We start from the raw sequence: 23,318 nt of genomic DNA, 5'->3' as shown, positions 1-23,318 counted from the left end.
AATTACTATTTTTCAATCCTTATCCTGAACCAGCTTTTACTGTGAGATGCTGAAACAAGTTCAGCATGACTTTTGGTTTTTCTTGATTCTTGATTCTGTTTTATAGTTCCATCACAGCTTTCTTGAACTGATCGCCGCGCTCTTCATAGTTTTTAAAAAGATCGAAGCTAGCACAAGCAGGAGATAATAAAACTGTATCACCTTTTTTAGCCAGGTGGTATGATACCCATACCGCCTCTGCTGCCGACTGCGTATCAACAATCTCAGGAACCATGTCGCCAAAAGCCTGGTGTATGCGGGCGTTATCTTTACCCAGGCATACAATGGCTTTAACCTTTTGCTTTACCAGATCATTTAACATCGAATAGTCGTTACCCTTATCAACGCCGCCCAAAATCAGGACAACACCCTTAGGCATGCTCTCTAAGGCGTACCAGGTTGAGTTTACGTTGGTGGCTTTGGAATCATTGATAAAGTTGATTCCTGAGATTTTACCCACCTGCTCAAGCCTGTGTTCGATATTTTTGAAATCGCCCATGCTTTCGCGAATGGTTTGATTACGTAACTCCAGCACCTTCGACACAATACCCGAGGCCATAGAATTGTAAGTGTTGTGCTTTCCCTGCAAAGCCAGATCGTTGATTGACATAGTAAATAGTTCTTGTTGTTCGATGTTGATGATCAGTTTATCTTCTTCCAGGTATGCGCCTGGTTGTACTTTCTTTTCTATTGAAAATGGCAGCATTTGAGCAGCAAAGCTGCGGGTCTGCATACCTTTAATGGTTTCCGGGTCGTCGGCGCAGTAGATGAAATAGTCTGCCGCGGTTTGATTCTGTACAATGCGGAACTTTGATGCCGCATAATTTTCAAGCTTGTAATCGTAACGGTCGAGATGATCTGGCGTAATGTTCAATAGCACGGCAATGTCGGCCTTAAACTCGTACATATCATCAAGCATAAAGCTGCTGATCTCTAATACGTAGTAATCAAACTTTTCTGTAGCTACCTGGTAAGCAAAGCTTTTACCGATGTTACCTGCAAGGCCTACATTCAGTCCTGCATTTTTCAGGATATGATAAGTAAGGCTTGTGGTAGTGGTTTTACCATTTGAGCCGGTAATGCAAATCATTTTTGCATTGGTGTAGCGGCCCGCAAACTCTATCTCAGAAATTACCGGGGTACCTTGCTCGCGCAGTTTTTTAACTAAAGGCGCTTTATCTGGTATACCCGGACTTTTAACTACCTCGGTTGCGTTAAGTATAGCGCTTTCGGTATGCTGTTGCTCTTCAAAGCTGAGACCCCATTGCTGCAGCTGGCTTTTATATTTATCGGCAATAACACCCATATCCGAAACAAAGACATCATACCCCTGCTGTTGGGCAAGGTATGCCGCCCCAACACCGCTTTCGCCTGCGCCAAGGATGACAAGCCGCCCCTTCTCTCCTGATGGAGAAAGATGAGATAGAGATATGTCTTTGTTTTCGTTCATTGTATTTCGCTCGTTTCAGCCTAACCCTCTCCATAGGAGAGGAAATTTTTATCGCTTTCGCTTTCTTCTTTCAGCTTCTTCTTATCTTAATTTTAATGTGATCACCGTTATTATGGCCAGGATGATACAAATGATCCAGAACCTTGTAACGATCTTGGCTTCGTGAAAACCCTTCTTTTGGTAATGGTGGTGCAGCGGGGCCATCAGGAATACCCTGCGGCCTTCGCCGAACCGCTTTTTGGTGTACTTAAACCACGACACCTGTAAAATAACCGAAGCATTTTCTACCAGGAAAATACCGCATAGTAAGGGCAGCATCAGCTCTTTACGAATCATGATGGCAAACACGGCTATGATACCACCTATAGCCAAACTGCCTGTATCACCCATAAAAACCTGTGCCGGATATGAGTTATACCACAAAAAGCCTACGCACGCCCCTACAAACGCTCCGGCAAATATCACCAACTCTCCAGAGTTGGGTATGTACATAATATTTAAGTAGTCGGCGATCATGGTGTTACCCGACACATAGGCCAAAATGGCCAGTGTGGCGCCAATAATGGCGGATGTACCCGTCGCCAAACCGTCTATACCGTCTGTTATATTCGCTCCGTTCGATATAAAAGTGATGATGAAAATGGTGAAAGCCAGGAAAACGATCAGCGCATAACGCTCGTAACCTTTACCCATAAACTTTAACACCTTGGCATAGTCAAACTCGTTGTTTTTATAAAATGGAACAGTAGTTTTGGTTGATTTAATATCCTGTGTATAAACAGGTGTATTACCTTTCATGTGGAAACCTACAGGCACATCATATTTTACCGGCAACTTTACTTCCTGACGAATGATGATGTTGCTGTTGAAGTACATGGTATAGCCCACAATAAGTGCCAAACCCACCTGACCGGTAATTTTAAACCTGCCGGCTAAACCTTCTTTGTTCTTTTTAAATACTTTGATATAATCATCAAGGAAACCGATTGCGCCTAACCAAACCGTAGTGATCAGCATCAGGATCACATAGATGTTATCCAGCTTTGCAAATAATAAAGTCGGAATAAGAATCCCAAGCAAAATAATGATACCACCCATAGTAGGTGTACCTTGTTTTTGCATCTGGCCTTCCAGACCCAGGTTACGGATGGTTTCACCAACCTGTTGGTAACGGATGTAATCAATAAGCCTGCGGCCCCAGACCGTTGTGATGATAAGCGATGTAATTACCGCCAATGCCATACGGAAAGTGATATACTGAAACACCCCGGCTCCCGGAATATTGTAGTTGCGATCTAAATAACTAAATAAATAATATAGCATCGGCGGTTGATTATCGGTGATTTATTAATTAGTTAATGTTTTAAATGCGTTCGCTAGTTCTTCTTTATCATCGAAGTGAGTCTTCACTCCTTTAATGTCCTGGTATTTTTCGTGCCCCTTGCCTGCAAGCAAAATGATATCACCTGGTTTTGCCAGGTGCACAGCCGTTTTGATGGCTTCGCGCCTGTCGACAATGCTAATCGTTTTGCGCTTGCTTGACGGGTCTACCCCTGCTTCCATATCCTTGATAATCTCAGCCGGATCTTCAGACCTTGGATTATCCGATGTCAGGATTACTTTATCGCTGCCATCGCAAGCTGCTTTAGCCATTTCAGGGCGTTTGGTTTTGTCCCTGTCGCCGCCACAACCTATTACAGTGATCACCTGCTCGTTACCTTTACGGATATCATGGATGGTGCTCAATACATTCTCTACTGCATCCGGTGTGTGTGCGTAATCAACAATACCAATAATGCGGTTAGGCGATATCACATAATCAAAGCGGCCTTCGGCACCGGTCAGCTTACTTAAACTGGTCAGCGTACGGGCTTTGTCCTGCTCAAGCAGCATCGCAGCACCATAAACTGCCGACAGATTATATGCATTGAAACTACCTACCAGCTTAAACCACACCTCTTCGTTATCAACCATCAGGTGCAGGCCGTCGAATTGATTTTCAATCACCTTCACCCTAAAATCAGCCATAGTTTTTAAGCCATAGGTCTTTTTATGCGCTTTAGTGTTCTGCAACATCACCATACCGTTTTTATCATCAGCGTTGGTTAACGCAAAAGCACTTTTAGGCAAACCATCAAAGAAGGCTTTTTTAGCTTTCAGGTAATTCTCAAAGGTTTTATGATAGTCTAAATGGTCATGGGTAAGGTTGGTAAAAATCCCACCTGTAAACTCTAAGCCCGAAATACGGTGCTGCGCAACAGCATGTGAGCTTACTTCCATAAAACAATAGTCGCAGCCTTGGGCTACCATTTCATCCAGTAACTCGTTTAAGCTAACCGGGTCAGGTGTGGTATGTGTTGACGGCACTACTTTACCATTAATCTGATTTTCGACAGTTGAAAGCAAACCGCATTTATAACCCAAGTCGATAAATAGCTTGTATAACAATGTAGCAACAGTAGTTTTACCATTGGTACCTGTAACACCTACCAGCTTTAATTTAGCCGAAGGCCGATCGTAAAAATTTGATGCCAGCTTACCTAATGCCGCAGCAGAGTCTGCAACCATTATAAAGTCAACTTCAGTTGCGGTATGTGCAGGTAAATCTTCGCATACAATGGCAACAGCTCCGCTTGCAATAGCTTTATCAATATAGTTGTGGCCGTCTGTTAAAGTACCTTTTACAGCAACAAACAACGAACCCGGAACTACCTGGCGCGAATCGGCAGTGATGTTGGTAATCTCAACATCGGCTGCGCCCTGCAATTCGGTGAATGCTACACCTTCAATTATATCGCTCAGATTTCTCATTCCAGTTCAATTGTTATTTTCGATCCTTTCGGGATTATACTTCCACCAGTAACCGATTGCCTTTTCACTAAACCACTTCCTCTTACAGCTACTTTATAACCTGCGTTACCTAATGCGTACAAAGCGTCGCTTAAATCCATACCTGTTACAGAAGGCACAGAAACTATTTTTTTCTTGGCCTGGCGCGGCATGTCGCCGGTATCGGCAATAATATCTGATGACGCACTATCCATTGCCGGATGGCTGCTTTTAACACCAAGTTTTCCGTTTACCTGCGCTAAAGCTTTTGAATTGCCAGTTTTGTATACCGCAGTACTGGTATTACTTGCATACTGCAATTGCGGCTGCTGGTTAAGCTCCATATCGCTCGCATACACACGATCTGCAATTTGGCGGAATGGCGGGCCAGCTACCGCTGCACCGTAATAGCCGTTCTTTGGATCATTAATTACCACTATCAATGAATACTTAGGCTTATCCGCAGGGAAGTACCCGCAGAAAGAAGCCTGGTATTGCCTTTTGGCACGGTAACCACGGTTAGCATCAGCTACCTGCGCAGTACCAGATTTACCGGCAATACGGTATAACGGGTTGCGGATGATATTTTTACCTGTTCCTTCGGTTACAACACCTTCCAGCATTTCCTGCATTTTTTTCAGAGTAACGTCAGAACATATTTTCTCGTTAATAACTCGTGCATGGAACTGCTCAATGGTATTGCCCAGCCTTCTGATCTCGCGAACAAATATTGGGGCAACATATTTACCGTTGTTGGCTACTGCGTTATAAAGCGACAGCATTTTTAATGGGGTAAGCTGCATTTCATAACCGTAAGCCATTTGCGGCAGTGTCATGTTTTTATTCCAGCTGCGGTTACTAGGATTCTTTACTACAGGTTGCGCTTCACCCGGTATTTGTAAGCCAAGTTTTTCATTCAGGTGCCATTCATACAGGTGATCTGTAAACTGCGACTGATTATCATGATAAGCCTGATTAACCAGGTAAGCAACCGCTGCATTTGAAGACTCCTCAAACGCTTTTTTAACTGATACCACACCAATACTTCCGTGCGAATCTGTAATGACCTTACCCGGAATTTTATAAGTACCAGTGTTAACACGCATGTTGGTATCCACTTTATGATCTTCTAAAAGCGCCATGTATGATGCCAGCTTGAAGGTAGAACCCGGATCCTGGTTACCTGCAATAGCATAGTTGAATTGCTCTTTGTATTGGCCCGGCCCAACTTTAGTGTAATTAGCAACTGCCCTTACCTCGCCGGTAGCAACTTCCATTAGTATCACACAACCGTGATCAGCATCGCTTTTAATCAGCTGTTGCTCAAGTGCGGTTTGCGCCACATCCTGAAAGTTTACATCGATAGTCGAAATTATATCCGCTCCATCTTTAGGCGAAATTTCTTCTTCAGAATTTACAGGCATCCAAACACCGCCTGTAATACGCTGCATTAATCGCTTACCATTCTCCCCGTTAATGTAATCGGTGTAAGCACCTTCAAGCCCTACACCATTTTTAACGTTCTCGTTTTTATAACCAATTGTACGGGCAGCTAATTCGCGAAACGGCAGAATACGTCTGTTCTTTTGCACCACCACTAAGCCACCTTTGTATTTACCCAAATTGAAAATCGGGAACTGGCGGATCTTCTTTAACTCCTGGTAGGTTACTTTACGGCGAAGCAATTCATAACGTGAGCTATCACGACGGGCATCACGCAGCATGCGAGAATAATCTTTTGCAGAACGGTCGCCGAAGAGCTGCGACAGTTTTAAAGCCAGTGAATCAACCTTCGAATAAAATACTTTATCATCGGCAATGCCACCTGCCAGCATATCCATGTGCAACTCGTATTCAGGCACAGAAGTAGCCAGCAAACTGCCGTCTACTGAAAAGATATTTCCCCTTGCAGCTTCCACATTCATGTACCTGGTAGACATACTTTGCGCCATAGCGCGCCATTTATCGCCCTGTACAAACTGAACGCGAAAAAGCTGTATCACTACAGCCAGCGCAAACAGCAGGATTAAGCCGAAAGCGAGGTAAACCCGCATCAGGATGTTAGTCCGGATACTCATTTGTCGCCCTCCTCTTTAACTACCAGTTTTTGCGGCGGATCAACTGATACCTTTACGCCAAGCGTATCAGCACGTTTTGCCACCTCAGTAAGTGTACTTTTAAACGCCAGATCAGCTTTTGTACTTTTATAATCCCAACTCAACTCCTTCACCTCTTTACTGATCTTATCTATATCGCGTATGTTTTTTTCTGTAATGTGCCTGTTGGCGATGTAGATCATCCCCAACAATGACAGGTATAAAATAAAAGGCAATGCACGGGTAGCATCCTCAGACGAGATAAAACCCTTTTTCAAAAAAGCAGTAAACACATTATCATGCGCTACATTTACACCCGCTTTTTCCTGCGCTATCTTTTTAGATGGCTTTTCTGCAACAGCAACTTCTGGCTCTGCAACTTCTTCTTCGATATCTGTAAGCAACCTGTTCATTTTTTTACAGCTATTCTAAGTTTCGCACTGCGTGCCCTGTTATTTAATTTTATTTCATCTTCCGACGCTGTAACAGCGCCGCGGCTAACCGCATCAAACGGGCGATTATCATTGCCGTAAATATCTTTCTCTAACTCACCGCTGAATTTTCCTTTAGCGATGAAGTTTTTTACCAACCGGTCTTCAAGCGAATGATAGGACATTACCACCAACCTACCTCCTGTAGCCAGCACATCTGCGCTTTGCATCAGAAAATCCTTCAGCACTTCCAGTTCCTGGTTTACCTCGATACGCAAAGCCTGAAAAACCTGGGCCAGGTATTTATTCTCCTTACCACGCGGAATAAGTGAAGAGATGGTGTTTTTAAGATCGGCGATAGTATTGATAGAACCATTCAACCTTGCGGTAGCAATGGTTTTAGCCAACGATTTAGCATTCTGAATTTCTCCGTAAATACCGAAGATCCTGTGCAAATCAGCCTCACTGTAATTATTAACGACCTCTTTAGCTGTAAGGCTGCCAGACTGGTTCATGCGCATATCCAGTTCGGCATCAAAGCGAATGGAAAAACCACGGTCGGCCTCATCAAACTGATGTGACGATACACCCAGATCAGCCAGGATACCATCAACAGGAACGGCGCCATGCAAACGGCAGAAATTTTTAAGGTAACGGAAGTTTTGATCAACAAAGGTAAAACGCTCATCGTCGATCAAATTTCTTTGCGAATCAACATCCTGGTCAAAAGCAATCAACCGGCCGTTCTCGCCCAGGTGCTTCATAATTTCGCGCGAGTGGCCACCTCCGCCAAAAGTAACGTCTACATAAGTACCATCAGGTTTAATAGCTAAACCCTCAATACATTCTTTCAGCATTACCGGAACATGGTAAGTTTCAGACATCGCTCCTCCTTCCTGCGCCGCCCATTACTTCTTCAGCAAGGTTTGCAAAGTTTTCAGGCTCGCTATCCATCTGCGCATCATAAGCTTTCTGATCCCAAACCTCAATTTTGTTGAATTGACAAGCCAGCACTACATCAGCACCGATACCTGCATATTCCAGCAAAGATTTTGGCAGCAAAACCCTACCTGCTGCATCAACTGATAATTCAGTTGCGCCGCGGGTAAAATATCTTATAAATTCGCGGGTTCTTTTTTCGTACTGATTTAGCTTGCTCAGGTCTGTAACTATCGTATCCCACTCTTTCCGGGTATAAATAACCAGATGTTTTTCAAAGCCACGATTGATCACAAGCCCCTCACGCTCAGCTTCTGGAAGCTGACGCTTGAGGCCTGAAGGGATCGATAATCGTCCTTTGGCATCCAGCTTACACTCAAATTCACCTAAAAAGTGGGACATCTACAGAGTTTTGGTAAAATTCTAATGTAAAAGTAAGAGACATTCTCCACTTTATACCACTTTCTCCCACTAAAAGTTTTCAACAATTTTAACCTTTACAAAATATACCGGTCACATAGCAACTCCATTAGTTGTAAGCGCCTAATTACTTGTATTTTATGAGTTAAATAAATTAAACATTAGTTTATAAAATCTTACCATTTTGAGAAGCTTAAAAGCTTGATAAAAACTGGCAGTTCCCACTACAAATACAAGTCACCGATGCAGGCACTTTAAGGTGATCAGATTTTTTTGCTGTTAAGGATTCAATGTGCTTACTTAGCTACAATTTACTATTGAATATGGATAGTCTACCCAAATTAAGCAACGAAGAAATACGTGTATTAGGTTCATTGATGGAGAAAAGCCGCACTACTCCTGATTACTACCCCATGACCCTGAATGGATTAGTAGCCGCATGCAACCAAAAGTCATCACGCAGGCCAGTTGTTGATTACGATGATGACACCGTAATTAAAGCGCTCGACTCGCTAAAAAAGAAGGGCTTAATTTCTACAGCAACGGGCGGCAGCAGTCGTGTGGTAAAATACAAACACAACTTTGCCATTGTTTTCCCGGTTATACCAAGCGAGGTAGCCATTATTTGCCTGCTCCTGCTTCGCGGACCTCAAACGCCAGGCGAGATCAATACCAATTCGGGCAGATTGTGGGAATTTGAATCGCTGGATGAAGTGCAGGAAATTTTAGAGAAACTTAGCAGCGGCGACATGCCTTACCTTACGCTATTGCCAAAGCGCGCAGGGCAAAAAGAGCAACGTTACATGCACCTGTTAGGCGAAACACTTGAGATCCCTGAAGATGATATTATAGAAACATCAGCGCCAGCCGGAAGATCAAACTCCGAATTGGAAGCACGTGTTACTAAACTTGAAGAAGAGTTAGCTGCCCTAAAAGAGGCGCTAAAGGATTTACTACAATAATTAACCACCCCAGTTTTCTGAACGCCTGCGGCGGTGATACATTCCATAGGCGTTAGACCTACTACCGCCACCAAAGAAAAATCCCGCTTTAATACCCAGATATCCTGTTTTTTGTGGCAGGATATTATAATCTGCAGATAAGCGGAAATGCCCTATTTCTACCCCTGCTTCGGGCACTACACCAAACTTGGTTTTTGATGGAACGGTATAGGCATAAGTATCAATATCACTTTCGTAATGTACAGATGCCTGTGTGAAAGCACCCACTCCCATGCCAACAAAGGGCCTTATAAATGAGTCAGTTAAATAATACTCGCCGGTAAGTATATAAGAGCTGGTGACACTATAAACGGTTTCCAGGTATGGCGCGTCAAAAAACTGTACAAGCTGCGCACGGCCCAAAACTGCACCCTCCAAACGCAAACCTACAGCTAATGCATCAGACAATCGGTAATGTGGCTGCAAGGTAAATGACACGCCGCCCTTCATGCCACCATCAGAAGAACCCTGAGGTGATGCATAACCAGCTCCAAAATCAACTTTAAACGCCCTGTAATTTTCAGATTGCGCCTTTACGGCAGATGTTAGTGTAGTAAGCAGCCCTGCTGCTAATAGAATCTTTTTCACAATAAGGTTTATCAAATAGTTTACTGTAAAAATAAAAAAGTGGCCGGCATTGTCAAACAATGCCGGCCACTTTCTATAAATTATATGTATAATACCTTATTGCATTACACGTACTTTTAAAAAGCTTGGGTTTTGCTTTGATGTATAAACCCGGTGTGTTGCTTTCTGAAAATCCTTCTCGGTCGCTTTCATGATATCCACAAATTTTTGAGGGTTACGGTCAATAAGGGGAAACCAGGTACTTTGCACCTGCACCATAATGCGGTGTCCTTTTTTAAAGGTGTGCAAAACGTCTTGCAACTCAAAGTTTACCGGAGCAACTTTACCCGGCACAAATGGTTCAGGATGCCCGGTATTGTTGCGGTATTTGCCACGCATACTTTCGCTGCGCACCATTTGCTGATAGCCCGACATATATACATCCTTGCCGGTCCATTTATTATTCTTTGCAGAGTCGGGATAAACGTCGATCACCTTTACCACCCAATCGGCATCTGTGCCGGTGGTAGCTACTTTAAGGTTTGCCCAGATGTTACCCGCAATGGTTACATCATTTGCAAGGGTATCGGTTTGCCAGGTAAGCACATCAGGGCGACGGGCTGCAAAACGCTGGTCGCCGGTCATATACTCACGCTTCATATCCATATCAATGCCATTTATAAACGGCACCGGATGCCACGGATCAGATATAAACTCCTCGTAACTGTTAGTTGTAGCAGACGGGGCGGCAAAAGAAAGCTTTCCGTTTGACAGCAAGTACAGATTTTTATCTTCTGCCTCTTTTGGCGGCCATGTTTTGTAGGTTTTCCACTGGTTAACGCCGGTTTCAAATGTATTTACCTTGGCGATATTCAAATCGGTACCTTTTAGGTAATGACTAAAAAAGGCAAATTCAATCTTCTCGCGGTAATAAGGTCCAGTTGGGGCACCAAAGTCTACATCGCCTAAATGATCACCGTCGCCACGTGACCAGCCCCCATGCACCCACGGCCCCATAGCAAAATATACCGGCGTAGCGGGGTTCTTTTGGACCAAAGTTTTGTAGGTATTAATAGCGCCGTACAGATCTTCGGCATCGTACCAGCCGCCGGTTACCAATACTGCTGTTTTAATATCATGCAGGTGTGGCAGTACGTTGCGGTCTTTCCAGTGCTGGTCGTAATCCGGGTGATCCAGCATCTCGTTCCACAAGCGGATGGTATCCTTGTAATATTTATCATTGGTATTGCGGGTTGGGCCCATGCGCATAAAAAACTCGTATCCATCCTCGGTGCCGCTGTCAAAGCCGCGTGCACGGCGTTGCGTAGGCTTATCATCCTGGCGGTTGGTAAAGCCAGGGTAAAAACCAAAGTTGGCTACCAGGAAGAAAGCGCCGTTATGCCAGCCGTCATCGCGCCAAAGATCAGCAATTGGTGCCTGCGGCGAAGCTGCAACCAGCGCAGGGTGGCGGCTTAACAAAGCGGTGGTGGTATAAAAACCGGGATATGAGATTCCCCACACGCCTACCTTACCGTTATTATTCGGAATGTTTTTGATCAGCCAGTCGATGGTATCATAAGTATCAGTCCCCTCGTCTATGTCCTTATTGGTTTTATGAACTTCCAGTTCAGGTGTCATCTCCTGATAGATACCCTCGCTCATCCAGCGGCCGCGCACATCCTGGTAAACAAAGATGTAACCATCATGCAGGAACAGAGATGACGGGCCAAGGCCGCCTTTGTACTTATCCGTACCATACGGTGCTACGCTATAGCAGGTACGGTCCATCATGATGGGGTACTTTTTCGACTGGTCTTTAGGTACATATACCGAGGTGAACAGCTTTTTACCGTCGCGCATCGGGATCTGGTACTCGTACTTGGTATAATTTTGCTTTACATACTCGGCATCATTACCGGGTTGCTGTGCAAAAGTAGCCGCTGCAACCAGCAGCAGGCAAAGCGTAAAAATTTTATGCATAAGTTATTTGATATACTAAAATAGTAAAAGAAGAAAGTTGAGTGACGATGCAATTGCCGTAATGTTTTAAGCACGCAATGCAATCGCAAGCGAAAATAAATTATAATCTTTTAAAATACAATGGATTTATAGCTGAAAAAAAAGTCATTTTAAAGCTAATAATTATCGATATAACATTAATTATCAGTTGTTTCTAAAAAGAAAAACCAAGTCTTATATTGTGATAACTAAATTTTATTATCATGAAAAAAACTGCACTTTTATGTAGCATTTGCCTATGCTGCTTATCGGCTTTTGCCCAAACCTCAAACAAAACAGATGGCTTAAACTGCGATGTAACTGCAACTGTGGCACAGCCTCAAACTGAAAACAAGGTTGCACTAAAGCTTCCTACTTATACACCTTACCTTGTAGGTTCATCAACAGTTTATAATGGGCAAGCCTACACATATAGCGTTGATGGTGCAGCCCCGGGTTCTACTTATTCGGCATGGAGCTCTAATCAACCGTTTGTTACATTAATTAGTTCAAGTGGCCCGGAAGCAACCTTTCAGATCAGCGGAACAGGATCTTTTACAATTTATGTGCAGGTTAATAGTGGTGGCACAATCTATTACCTGAGTATGGCATCTACGGCAACCACATGCCGCAACTGCCCAGTAAATAAATAAGTTCTCATTAATTCATATTAAAAGAGGCTGCCTGGTGTAGTCTCTTTTGCTTTTAGCTATGCTTAGCTTTCTCTGCCAAGAAATGACAAAGCTAATTCTCAAATAAGAACACACTATCAGTCCCTTTTTTAATCAGCTTGTAAACTGTAGAATTTTTACGCTTAATGAGGGAGTCGCCTTTAGATATTTTATATTCAAAATTATATCCGCCAATCAAATGGTACTGCTTATCATGCACCATGACAGACGGCATCCCCTTCACATTATATTCTACTTTTTGAACGATACCGTTGAATGAGTTTGACAGGTTTTCAATATCAGCAGCCTTGTTATTTATATAATTATGCCATGTAAATATTCCCAAAAACAACAGGAATATTCCCAGCATAATCCTTCTGTATCTTACCGAATTTAAAAACATTAAATCTTATACTTTGCTCATTAAATAATAGTCGCCTGCTTCATCAGCTTCTTTAGCTTCTATATACCAACCTAATTTGATGTAAAACTCAAAAGCATCTACATTTTTTGCAAGGCATTTCAATGTAAGTGGAGCAGCAGTATTGCTTTCGGCTTCTTTCAATAAAGCCCTACCTATTCCTTTGCCCTGATATTGCTTATAAATATATAAATGATGTACAAAACTATCCGGCAACCAAACGCTTATAAATCCGGCTATTGCACCCTCAATCTCGGCAACCCAAATATCTTCATCACGTGTATCTTTAACAAAGTCAGCAATTGTAAATGCATCAGTATCCATCCAACTAAATGTATCCTTTCTTACAGAAAGGTAAAGATTTCTTAGTTCTTCTATGTCCGTTTTCCTGAATTTACGAATCAATATTTCTGACATATCGTTCAATTAACAAAAAAGGCTTCGGTATCCCGAAGCCTTCAAGTATTAAAGTAAAATTTAAGCTTATTCATTAATGGCTTTAACGCCTGGTAATTCTTTGCCTTCCATATATTCAAGCAAAGCACCACCACCGGTTGATACGTAGCTTACTTCGTTGGTTAAACCGAATTTAGCTACCGCAGCAGCAGAGTCGCCACCACCGATAAGGGTAAAGGCTCCGTTTTGCGTTGCTTTAACAACTGCATCGGCAACTGCTTTAGTGCCTTTATCAAAGCTCTCCATCTCGAACACACCCATTGGGCCATTCCAAAGTACAGTCTTTGATTCTTCAATCACTTTGCTGAAAGCCTTTACAGTTTCAGGGCCAATATCAAGGCCTTCCCAATCATCAGGAATTTCTTTGGTTGATGACACTTTCTTGTTTGCATTGTTAGAGAAATCATCGGCAATAACGGTATCGGTTGGTAACAACAGGTTTACACCTTTAGCTTTTGCCTTTTCAATTAAGCTTAAAGCTAGTTCCTGCTTATCGGCTTCTAACAAAGATTTACCAATGTTACCGCCTTGTGCTTTAGCAAAGGTATAAGCCATACCACCACCAATGATCAGGTTATCAACCTTCTCTAATAAACGTTCAATCAGCTGAATTTTGTCTGATACCTTGGCACCGCCCATAATAGCCGTGAAAGGTTTAGTAGCGCCGTTTAATATTTTTTCGGCATTGTCTAACTCAGCTGCCATCAGGTAACCAAAGTATTTACCTTCAGGGAAAAACTGTGCAATAACAGCAGTTGAAGCGTGTGCACGGTGCGCGGTGCCGAAAGCATCGTTCACGTATACATCACCAAGACGCGCTAATTTCTCAGCAAAGTCTTTATCGCCTTTTTCTTCTTCTTTATAAAAACGCAGGTTCTCTAACAATAGAACCTCGCCTGGTTTAAGCGCTTTGGCTTTTTCAACCGCTTCGTCGCCAATGCAATCATTGGCAAACTCTACTTGCTGGCCCAACAGGTCAGACAGATGAGGCACCAGGTGTTTAAGCGAGTACTTCTCGGTAGGGCCATCTTTTGGCCTGCCCAGGTGCGACATCAGGATAACAGCGCCACCTTCTTTCAAAATTTTCTGAATAGTAGGCAATGCAGCCGTCATACGGTTATCGTCCGTAATTTTAAAGTTCTCATCAAGAGGAACATTAAAGTCAACACGGATAAGGGCTTTTTTACCCTGGAAGTTTACTTGATCTATTGTTTTCATGTCGATTTTTGTAGCGTCAGTATTCGGTTCCAAATCTGGCAAATTAATTCTGAAACAGAAACGGATATTTAAAAAAGGTGTTTGAGAAATTATTGAAACGTATCTTTTGCTTGAACCAAAGGAGTATCGTTATTGCGATCCGCGAACAGTTGAGAAGCAATCTTCTGCATAATACCATTTACTTGTTGAAAAAGATTCTTCACCTTCGTTCAGAATGACAAGTTGTTACCCCCTCTCCATTTAGAGAGGGTTGGGGTGAGGTACTACTGTATCTTCAGATACATCACATAGTGCGGGCCAATACCGGGGATATCAAACTCATTAGATACAATCTCAAAGCCCAATGACGAATAAAAATTAGCTGCTTTTTTACGGGCATTGCACCATACATAGCTCACCCTTTGCCCGCGCATGTAGGTAATGGCAAAATTAACCAGCTGGTTACCGATGCCTTTACCTTGATAGGCAGCAAGTGTTGCCATGCCACGTAATTGATAACCTATACCCTGAAAATCCTTATATCCCGTTTTATGAAATGATGCGATGCAAACCAGTTGCTCATCTGCAAAGTAGCCTAAATGGAACGACTCGGAATCATCATCACCCGGCCAGCGGCATTCGTCAAGTGTTAAACGCCCCTCGCGCAACACCTCATTGCGGATGGGCAGCACATCATCATTTGTTATAAATTTTACCATTTTATTTCTGTAGCAGATTTTTATCTTTACTGGTTCTTGTCTCTTGATTCTGGTTTCTCAGAAATAATACGATCAACCAAATCAGCCAGCCTGCTCGAGTAGCCCATTTCATTATCATACCAACCCACAACCTTGGTTAAACCGCCTACTACAGATGTTAACTGCGCATCAAAAACGCAACTATGCGGATTGCCTAAAATATCTGTCGACACAATCGGATCTTCGGTATATTCCAAAATATCTTTCATAGCCCCTTCAGATGCAGCTTTAAACGCAGTGTTGATTTCTTCTACGGTAGCCGGTTTATTCAGCTCGCAGGTAAAGTCTGTTAATGAACCGTTTAACACTGGCACCCGTATTCCTGCACCACCAAGCATACCATCCAAATGCGGAAATATGGATGTAATGGCCTTTGCCGCTCCTGTGGTTGTGGGTATAATTGACCCCGATGCTGCCCTTGCCCTGCGCAGATCTTTATGTGGCGCATCGTGTAGGTTCTGGTCGCCGGTCATAGAGTGTACAGTTGTAATGTAACCTTCCTTCACGCCCCAGTTATCATCCAGCACCTTTACCATAGCAGCTACATTATTAGTAGTGCATGAGGCATTTGATAGTATCGGCGAATTAAAATCTATACGGTCATCATTTACACCTAAAACCACAGTAGGTACATCTTTGGTAGCCGGTGCAGATATAATTACCTGCTTTGCTCCTGCTTCCAGGTGCATTTGGCCGCCTTCGGCTGTTGCAAACTTGCCTGTCGACTCAACAACCAAATCTATATCCAGATCTTTCCATGGTAAAAGTTTAGGGTCGCGTTGAGCCAAAACTTTTATCGTTTTGTTGTTAATATATAAATTATCGGCATCAGCGGTTACCGTACCTTTAAACCCCCGGTGTACCGAATCATACTTAAATAAATGCGCCAGGGTTTGGGTATCTGTAATATCGTTAATAGCTATTACTTCTATCCCTTCGCGCTGTAATATATTTCTTAAAAAGATGCGCCCAATGCGGCCGAATCCATTTATGGCAATTCTCATTCTGATATTTAATATGAGGCAAACTTAAATAAATATGCCCATTTAGCTAACAACTGTGTATGAATACAAAAAGCACCTTAAAAATAAATATTATAAATTCGCCCTTTTTAAAACATCCATCTATGCCAGAAAAACAATTGTCACGTATCATTTTTGCCACGTTAATTTTATTGACGGTTATAGCAGGTATCGCTGTATACCTGCACCCAATGGCTTTATTTCCTGATCCGAGCTGGGGTTTCCAGGTGATGCGTTCTATGGAACGCGGGGGTGGCTTTAACATGCTGATTAATCCAGACCATGATAATATAGCACACAATTACGGCGAATTTCTAAGTTGGTGGTCGCCGGGACAGTATCTTGTGCCTTATTTTTTTAAAACTATATTACATATCAATACAGGCAGGGCTTGTGCAGTAACTGTATTCTTGTGTGAAGTAATAGGCTTATTAGGCTTATACCGGTTTTTCAGAAAAGCGGGTTTTAGCAATATGGTATCGGTAGTAAGCCTTGCCTTTATTGCCTGCCAGCAATTTTATGTATTGCCATACGTATTTTATAATGGTGGCGAGGTGCTGCTTTTTGCTTTTAGCGGCTGGTTTTTATACGGATGCTTATCATTTAATAAACCAAACGACTGGCGACTGATCCTGTTCATTCTTCTTTCCGGCTGGGTTGGTTTTATCTGTAAGTCGTCTTTTGTGTGGATGTTTGCAGCAGGTCTGCTCGTACTTTGGATCAGGCTATCCCGCAATAATAAATCTGTTGGCAAATGGATAATTAATGGGATATGGCTGGGCGTACCCGCAGTGTTATCGCTTATCGGGATTTACACAGCTTATTTATCCAAAGGCACTAACCCAACATCAGGCAGTAATAATTTCAAGTTGGTGTGGGAAACATTAACCTTTCCGTTAGCATCACCATTACTTTCCGGGTTTTCAATAGATGAATTATCTAACGGACTTATTTACCATAATGATACGCCTGTATTCAGCTATACCGGTGCCATCATTATATTATTATTAACTGCTACCGCAAGTATTTACCTCATTGTTAAAGCAATAAAAACTATCCCCAATACTGATTACCAGGTTGTGTTAGCTTCGTTTTATGTAGTAAGCGTATTGTTTTTCAGCTTTGCGTTCTTCAGGCAGTCGGCCATATCTTATGAAGCAAGGCATTTCCGCATGATGGGGTTGATCTTTATACCCGCTGCTATTTACCTCGTGAGCAGGTTGAAGTTTCCGTTTCGAATAGTATTTGGTGCAGTATGGGCTTTTATCTTATTTAAAAGCCTGGGATACTTGATAAGTGGCTACAGTGCAAATAAAAATGAAGGAGTACACGCTGTATCTGGCCTAACACAGCAATTTATAGATAAAGAATCTATTCAGGATATCTTGCATTTAGACAGCACCGAGCATAATGCCACCTTCGTTTTCAACAGCCCCGATTTAGCTTTGGAAATTGAACATAACCGTGTAATCACTATTGACCCGATTGGTCCGAATATGAAAATTGACTTTGAAGCTTATACCTATAAAGGCTTTGGAGGGCCGTTGCATATTATGCTTCCATCAAGCTACCGGGGTGCAAGGATGGCGATGATATTAAAATGCTTTCCGGGATATAAAGCTTTCAAATACCAACAGCTAAGTACCGATTACTTTTTGCTATCGTCGTCTACACCGCGCGATTGATCTCTTTCCAAAGCAGGTCTTTTAATTCTAAAAGGCCTTTTTGTGCAATGGATGAGATAAAGATAGAAGGAATATTAGCTGGTAACTCCTGCTTCATTTCCTGTACCAGTTCATCGTCGAGCAGGTCTGATTTGGTAATCGCCAGCACACGTGGTTTATGTACTAATTCCGGATTATATTCTTCCAGTTCGTCCAGCAATATCTCGTATTCCTGTTTTAAGGTACGGTTTGTATCAGCCGGAATCATGAACAACAATACCGAGTTACGCTCGATATGGCGCAGGAAACGGAAGCCTAAGCCCTTACCTTTTGATGCACCTTCAATGATTCCCGGGATATCAGCCATCACGAACGATTTATTATCTCGATAAGATACAATACCCAAATTTGGGACTATAGTAGTAAAGGCATAATCAGCAATCTCTGGTTTTGCAGCCGATACCACAGAAAGCAAAGTAGATTTACCAGCATTAGGGAAACCAACCAAGCCTACATCGGCCAGCAATTTAAGCTCCAGGATATTCCATTCTTCCTGGCCGGGTTCGCCGGGTTGTGCAAAACGGGGTGTTTGCTGTGTAGCCGATTTAAAGTGCCAGTTACCTAAACCACCGCGTCCGCCAGGAGTTAAAATTTTGGTTTCACCATCCTGAGTAATTTCAAAAATGGTTTCGCCGGTCTCCGCATTTTTAGCAATGGTACCAAGCGGCACTTCCAGAATTTCGTCCATACCGGTTTTGCCGGTTTTTAAGGTACTGCCGCCCGAATCGCCGTTACCGGCAATAATATGCTTGCGGTATTTTAAGTGAAGCAATGTCCAAAGCTGGGCATTACCCTTAACTATTACGTGCCCGCCACGGCCGCCATCGCCGCCATCAGGGCCGCCTTTTGCCGTATGCTTATCACGATGCAGGTGCGAAGAACCAGCACCGCCATGGCCAGAACGGCAGCATATTTTTACATAATCAACAAAATTTGAACCTTGAGACATATACTGGTCCGGAAGTGGGGAAATACCGTAAGTCCGGAAGCTTATTTTTAAATCGGAAAATCCGAAAGTGTTTAAAATATATAAAGTTCCGAAAACTCCAACAAGCGGATTTTCCGGAACTTCTTAGTTAATGTTAATCAATAATGTAATATCAAATAAGTCAATAACTCAAATCCTATTTACGGACTTTCAGTCTTCTTAACTTACCGACTTAATATTTTTCTATCACCTTACTAATGGCATCGAATATCTCGTTGATAGAACCGATACCATTTATAGCTGTAAACTTGTTCTGCGCTTTATAGAAATCAGCAACAACAGCAGTTTTCTCGTTATATTCTTTAATGCGTTTGCGGATAACTTCAGGGTTCTGATCATCCGGACGGCCAGAATCTTTACCTCTTAATAACAGGCGATGCTCTAACTCTTCAGGGTTAACCTCAAGAGCGATCATGCCTGAAATTGATGAGTTCTTGCTGGCAAGTAATTCGTCTAATGCTTCTGCCTGTGCTACAGTACGCGGAAAACCGTCGAAAATAAAGCCTTTAGCATCCTTGTTACTGTCAAGCTTATTGCTGATCATGCCAATCACCACCTCATCCGGAACAAGTAAGCCCTGATCCATCAGTTTTTTGGCTTCAAGGCCAAGTACAGTACCGTTTGCAATTTCGCTTCGGAGCAGATCACCGGTTGAAAGGTGTATAAGGCCGAATTTTTCGATAATGTTTTGTGATTGAGTTCCCTTGCCCGCTCCGGGAGGACCAAACAATACTAAGTTTAGCATGCTTTGATTTTAAATTTAAAAAGCCTTTCTGCAGTTAAACGGAAAGGCTTTATTTTAAAAGTGGACCTGAAGGGAGTCGAACCCCTAACCTCCTGATCCGTAGTCAGGTGCTCTATCCAATTAAGCTACAGGTCCGAACCAAGTGCTTTCAGTGATTATGCTTTAAAGCGTCTTCCCTGAAATGGAATGCAAAAATAGGATTCTTTTTTATACACTCCTAATAAATTTTAAAATTACTTTACAATTTCTGCAATGGCCTCAAAGTTTGGCAGGTCGCCAGCCGACTCAAGCACCTCAGCATAAATTACTTGCTGGTTTTCATCAATTACAAAAGCTGCACGTTTAGATACACCTTTTAAACCAAAAACAAACTCGTTATACAATGCACCGTACGCTTCGGATACTGTTTTATTGAAATCAGACAGCAGCGGAAACTGGTAATTATTCTCTTCTTTAAACTTAGCCAGGGTAAAAGGCGAATCGACAGAGATACCTAAAATCTGTGCGTTTAAGCCTTCGTAATAACCAAAGCTATCGCGCATGGTACATAACTGTGTGGTGCAAACACCCGTAAAAGCCATCGGAAAAAAATGTATCACCACTTTTTGTCCTTTAAAATCTGACAAAGAAACTTCTTTAAGTTCTGAAGATACTAAAGTGAACTGTGGGGCTGGTTGTCCTGTTTGTAATGACATAATCGTATCAATTTCCAGCAAAAATAATTTTCCAACTTAAATATTACACTAACCAATTGTCTTTTATTTGACATTATCTCTTTAAAACTACCTGCCACTTATGTAGTTTATCATTACTATGAAAGCAGTAGTAATTACGCAACCCGGTGGCCCTGAAGTATTACAGGTACAGGATCGCCCGCAGCCCAAGCCCGGCGCTAACGAGGTATTGATTAGAGTAGCCGCCGCAGGCGTTAACCGCCCCGACGTTTTTCAACGAAAGGGAAATTATCCTGCCCCTGCCGGGGTACCCACAGATATACCCGGGATGGATATTGCAGGCACCGTTGTTGAAGCTGGCGCCAATGTTACCCGTTGGCAGGTTGGCGATAAAGTTTGCGCACTGGTAGGCGGTGGCGGATATGCCGAATACTGCGTTGCGCCTGAAGGACAATGTTTGCCCGTGCCTGATAATGTTTCGATGATAGAAGCTGCATCTTTGCCAGAAACCTTCTTTACCGTGTGGACCAATGTGTTTGACCGTGGTCAGTTACAACCCGGCGAATCATTACTGGTACATGGCGGAAGCAGCGGCATTGGCGTAGCAGCCATACAAATTGCCAAAGCAATGGGCAGCAAAGTTTATGTAACGGCAGGCTCTGACGAAAAATGCGCTTTTTGCGAAAACCTTGGCGCAGATACTGCCATCAATTATAATAAGCACAACTTTAAAGAACTAATCATGAACCTTACTGACGGTAAGGGTGTAAATGTAATATTAGATATGATCGGCGGCGATTATACGCCTGATAACCTGCACTGCCTTGCCGAAGAAGGCCGTCTGGTGCAGATCAACGCTGTTAAAGGCAATACCGTGCAGGTAGATATTGCGCTGGTCATGCGCAAGCGTTTAACAATTACAGGCTCTACCCTGCGCAGCCGCGACACTTTCTTTAAAGCGGCAATTGCACAAAACCTTGAAAAGCATGTCTGGCCGCTACTGGCATCAGGTATGATACAGCCGGTTATTTATGAAACCTTTGCTGCAGAACAAGTAGCCAAGGCGCATGAATTGATGGAAAGCAGCAGGCATATGGGTAAAATTATGCTTAGTTTTGAGTGATTTAAACAGGCTTATCCGCCTGCGGACGGAATGTTAAAAATTAAGCTTAAAAATCTTTAACATAAGTATTTAAAAAATCCGTTACAAATCTTAACTTTGCGCCTCTGAATTGTGCAGCTATGTGTACAATGTCCAGAAAGTTTTAAATTCTTTTAAATTACCAGGTTATATATGCCAAACATTGGAAAAATATCACAGATCATCGGTCCGGTAGTTGACGTAAGCTTTAGCGATGATGCACATCTTCCCAAAATCTATAACGCATTAGAGATTACCCGCGACAATGGTCAAAAAGTTGTTTTAGAAGTACAACAGCACTTAGGTGAAGACCGCGTGCGTGCCATTGCGATGGATTCTACTGATGGTTTACTGCGCGGAATGCCGGTAACAGATCTGGAATCGCCGATCAGAATGCCTATCGGTGATGATATTAAAGGCCGTGTATTTAACGTAGTAGGTGCAGCTATCGATGGCATCGAGCAGTTAGACACTACTAACGGTCGCCCTATCCACAATAACCCTCCAAGGTTTGAAGACCTTTCTACCGAAACTGAAGTATTATTCACCGGTATTAAAGTAATCGACCTTTTAGAGCCTTATGCTAAAGGTGGTAAAATCGGATTGTTCGGTGGTGCCGGTGTAGGCAAAACCGTATTGATCCAGGAGTTGATCAACAACATCGCGAAAGCATATTCTGGTTTATCAGTATTTGCCGGTGTAGGTGAGCGTACCCGTGAAGGTAACGACTTACTGCGTGAGATGATCGAGTCTGGCATTATCACTTACGGCGAAGAATTTTTACATTCAATGGAAGAAGGTGGCTGGGACCTTTCCAAGGTTAACAAAGAGGTATTAAAAGACTCTAAAGCAACCTTCGTGTTTGGCCAGATGAACGAGCCGCCAGGTGCACGTGCACGTGTTGCCCTTTCTGGTTTAACTATTGCTGAATATTTCCGCGATGGTGACGAAGATGGCAAAGGCCGTGACATCCTTTTCTTTATCGATAACATTTTCCGCTTTACACAAGCTGGTTCTGAAGTATCAGCGCTATTAGGCCGTATGCCATCAGCGGTAGGTTACCAGCCAACACTGGCTACCGAGATGGGTATGATGCAGGAGCGTATTACTTCAACCAAACGTGGTTCAATTACTTCAGTACAGGCAGTTTACGTACCTGCGGATGACTTGACCGACCCTGCGCCGGCTACAACTTTCGCCCACTTGGATGCAACTACCGTATTATCACGTAAAATTTCTGAGCTTGGTATCTATCCTGCGGTTGACCCTCTGGATTCAACTTCACGTATCCTTAGCCCAACTGTATTAGGCGACGAGCACTATAACACTGCTCAGCGCGTAAAAGAGATACTTCAGCGTTACAAAGAACTTCAGGATATCATCGCCATCTTGGGTATGGACGAGCTTTCTGAAGAAGATAAACTTACCGTTCACCGTGCACGCCGTGTACAACGTTTCTTGTCGCAACCATTCCACGTGGCAGAGCAGTTCACAGGCTTAAAAGGCGTACTGGTTGACATTAAAGAAACTATCAAAGGTTTCAACATGATCATGGACGGCGAAGTTGACCAATATCCTGAAGCTGCTTTCAACCTTGTTGGTAGCATCGAAGACGCTATTGAAAAAGGTAAAAAACTGTTAGCTGAAGCTAATAACTAATAGTTAGAAACCAGAGTCAAGAATCAAGAGCCAAGACTTTAATGTTTTAAGCACTTTATTCCAGACTTTAAGATATAAGTTTAATAGAGCAA

General features: G+C 42.9%; 22 protein-coding genes and 1 tRNA gene. 5 read left to right on the top strand and 18 right to left on the bottom strand.

Going from position 1 to position 23,318, the window contains the following annotated elements:
• Positions 1-100: 100 nt before the first annotated feature.
• The 7 genes from murD to mraZ all read right to left on the bottom strand — a co-directional run bounded on the left by murD (position 101) and on the right by mraZ (position 8,186).
• Entirely contained in the window at positions 101-1,489 is a 1,389-nt protein-coding gene (gene murD / locus PQ461_RS05720) for a UDP-N-acetylmuramoyl-L-alanine--D-glutamate ligase (protein WP_274302405.1), read from the bottom strand.
• Between the two features lie 81 nt (positions 1,490-1,570).
• On the bottom strand, positions 1,571-2,812 hold the full coding sequence (gene mraY / locus PQ461_RS05715; protein WP_274302404.1) for a phospho-N-acetylmuramoyl-pentapeptide-transferase: 1,242 nt from the start codon (positions 2,810-2,812) through the stop codon (positions 1,571-1,573).
• Between the two features lie 24 nt (positions 2,813-2,836).
• Positions 2,837-4,300 carry a UDP-N-acetylmuramoyl-L-alanyl-D-glutamate--2,6-diaminopimelate ligase gene (locus PQ461_RS05710; protein ID WP_274302403.1) on the bottom strand — a complete coding sequence of 488 codons (1,464 nt, stop codon included), beginning with the start codon at positions 4,298-4,300 and terminating at the stop codon, positions 2,837-2,839.
• Complete coding sequence (locus tag PQ461_RS05705) at positions 4,297-6,396, bottom strand: penicillin-binding protein (protein ID WP_274302402.1); 2,100 nt, start codon at positions 6,394-6,396, stop codon at positions 4,297-4,299. The genes PQ461_RS05710 and PQ461_RS05705 overlap by 4 nt, the downstream gene beginning before the upstream one ends.
• The gene (locus tag PQ461_RS05700; RefSeq protein WP_274302401.1) at positions 6,393-6,827 is read right to left on the bottom strand and encodes an FtsL-like putative cell division protein; all 435 of its coding nucleotides are present in this window, start codon (positions 6,825-6,827) and stop codon (positions 6,393-6,395) included. The genes PQ461_RS05705 and PQ461_RS05700 overlap by 4 nt, the downstream gene beginning before the upstream one ends.
• Positions 6,824-7,729 carry a 16S rRNA (cytosine(1402)-N(4))-methyltransferase RsmH gene (gene rsmH / locus PQ461_RS05695; protein ID WP_274302400.1) on the bottom strand — a complete coding sequence of 302 codons (906 nt, stop codon included), beginning with the start codon at positions 7,727-7,729 and terminating at the stop codon, positions 6,824-6,826. Before rsmH ends, PQ461_RS05700 begins: the two co-directional genes overlap by 4 nt.
• Positions 7,722-8,186, bottom strand: coding sequence for a division/cell wall cluster transcriptional repressor MraZ (gene mraZ, locus PQ461_RS05690; RefSeq protein WP_274302399.1), 465 nt, complete (start codon positions 8,184-8,186; stop codon positions 7,722-7,724). The genes rsmH and mraZ overlap by 8 nt, the downstream gene beginning before the upstream one ends.
• 341 nt (positions 8,187-8,527) lie before the next feature.
• Here mraZ and PQ461_RS05685 point away from each other — a divergent pair, with 341 nt between their 5' ends.
• Positions 8,528-9,166 (top strand): YceH family protein, encoded by a 639-nt coding sequence (locus PQ461_RS05685; RefSeq protein WP_274302398.1) that lies wholly within the window; start codon positions 8,528-8,530, stop codon positions 9,164-9,166.
• On the opposite strand, the gene PQ461_RS05680 is transcribed toward PQ461_RS05685, so the two are convergent.
• Both PQ461_RS05680 and PQ461_RS05675 read right to left on the bottom strand, forming a co-directional pair.
• Positions 9,167-9,793: an outer membrane beta-barrel protein gene (locus PQ461_RS05680; protein WP_274302397.1), complete on the bottom strand. Its 627-nt coding sequence runs from the start codon at positions 9,791-9,793 to the stop codon at positions 9,167-9,169.
• A gap of 96 nt (positions 9,794-9,889) precedes the next feature.
• Positions 9,890-11,752, bottom strand: coding sequence for a CocE/NonD family hydrolase (locus PQ461_RS05675; protein ID WP_274302396.1), 1,863 nt, complete (start codon positions 11,750-11,752; stop codon positions 9,890-9,892).
• Positions 11,753-11,994: 242 nt separating this feature from the next.
• On the opposite strand from PQ461_RS05675, the gene PQ461_RS05670 reads away from it, so the two are divergent.
• Positions 11,995-12,423 (top strand): hypothetical protein, encoded by a 429-nt coding sequence (locus tag PQ461_RS05670; RefSeq protein WP_274302395.1) that lies wholly within the window; start codon positions 11,995-11,997, stop codon positions 12,421-12,423.
• A 91-nt stretch (positions 12,424-12,514) separates the two neighbouring features.
• Here the strand turns inward: PQ461_RS05670 and PQ461_RS05665 are convergent, their stop codons facing one another.
• The 5 genes from PQ461_RS05665 to gap all read right to left on the bottom strand — a co-directional run bounded on the left by PQ461_RS05665 (position 12,515) and on the right by gap (position 16,277).
• Positions 12,515-12,811: a hypothetical protein gene (locus tag PQ461_RS05665; protein ID WP_274302394.1), complete on the bottom strand. Its 297-nt coding sequence runs from the start codon at positions 12,809-12,811 to the stop codon at positions 12,515-12,517.
• 39 nt (positions 12,812-12,850) lie between these two features.
• On the bottom strand, positions 12,851-13,279 hold the full coding sequence (locus tag PQ461_RS05660) for a GNAT family N-acetyltransferase (protein WP_274302393.1): 429 nt from the start codon (positions 13,277-13,279) through the stop codon (positions 12,851-12,853).
• A 66-nt stretch (positions 13,280-13,345) separates the two neighbouring features.
• Positions 13,346-14,536: a phosphoglycerate kinase gene (locus PQ461_RS05655; protein WP_274302392.1), complete on the bottom strand. Its 1,191-nt coding sequence runs from the start codon at positions 14,534-14,536 to the stop codon at positions 13,346-13,348.
• A gap of 263 nt (positions 14,537-14,799) precedes the next feature.
• Entirely contained in the window at positions 14,800-15,234 is a 435-nt protein-coding gene (locus tag PQ461_RS05650) for a GNAT family N-acetyltransferase (RefSeq protein WP_274302391.1), read from the bottom strand.
• A 26-nt stretch (positions 15,235-15,260) separates the two neighbouring features.
• Positions 15,261-16,277 (bottom strand): type I glyceraldehyde-3-phosphate dehydrogenase, encoded by a 1,017-nt coding sequence (gene gap / locus PQ461_RS05645; RefSeq protein ID WP_274302390.1) that lies wholly within the window; start codon positions 16,275-16,277, stop codon positions 15,261-15,263.
• 122 nt (positions 16,278-16,399) lie between these two features.
• Between gap and PQ461_RS05640 the strand changes: the two genes are divergently transcribed.
• Entirely contained in the window at positions 16,400-17,980 is a 1,581-nt protein-coding gene (locus PQ461_RS05640; RefSeq protein WP_274302389.1) for a hypothetical protein, read from the top strand.
• Here PQ461_RS05640 and obgE read toward each other — a convergent pair.
• The 4 genes from obgE to PQ461_RS05620 all read right to left on the bottom strand — a co-directional run bounded on the left by obgE (position 17,964) and on the right by PQ461_RS05620 (position 20,447).
• Positions 17,964-18,968, bottom strand: a complete 1,005-nt coding sequence (gene obgE / locus PQ461_RS05635) for a GTPase ObgE (RefSeq protein ID WP_274302388.1) — start codon at positions 18,966-18,968, stop codon at positions 17,964-17,966. The two genes, PQ461_RS05640 and obgE, sit on opposite strands and share 17 nt — an antisense overlap.
• A 211-nt stretch (positions 18,969-19,179) precedes the next feature.
• Positions 19,180-19,752, bottom strand: coding sequence for an adenylate kinase (locus PQ461_RS05630; protein WP_274302387.1), 573 nt, complete (start codon positions 19,750-19,752; stop codon positions 19,180-19,182).
• Between the two features lie 61 nt (positions 19,753-19,813).
• Positions 19,814-19,887: transfer RNA gene (locus PQ461_RS05625), tRNA-Arg, on the bottom strand.
• 98 nt (positions 19,888-19,985) lie between these two features.
• A complete protein-coding gene (locus PQ461_RS05620; protein ID WP_274302386.1) occupies positions 19,986-20,447 on the bottom strand; it encodes a redoxin domain-containing protein in 462 nt (153 codons plus the stop codon).
• A 118-nt stretch (positions 20,448-20,565) separates the two neighbouring features.
• Between PQ461_RS05620 and PQ461_RS05615 the strand changes: the two genes are divergently transcribed.
• Both PQ461_RS05615 and atpD read left to right on the top strand, forming a co-directional pair.
• On the top strand, positions 20,566-21,549 hold the full coding sequence (locus PQ461_RS05615; RefSeq protein WP_274302385.1) for an NAD(P)H-quinone oxidoreductase: 984 nt from the start codon (positions 20,566-20,568) through the stop codon (positions 21,547-21,549).
• Positions 21,550-21,720: 171 nt separating this feature from the next.
• Complete coding sequence (gene atpD, locus PQ461_RS05610; protein ID WP_274302384.1) at positions 21,721-23,226, top strand: F0F1 ATP synthase subunit beta; 1,506 nt, start codon at positions 21,721-21,723, stop codon at positions 23,224-23,226.
• Positions 23,227-23,318 lie beyond the last annotated feature (92 nt).

The sequence above is a fragment of the Mucilaginibacter sp. KACC 22063 genome (assembly GCF_028736115.1).
Classification (GTDB): domain Bacteria; phylum Bacteroidota; class Bacteroidia; order Sphingobacteriales; family Sphingobacteriaceae; genus Mucilaginibacter.
This window is presented reverse-complemented; position numbering and strand designations above follow the sequence as displayed.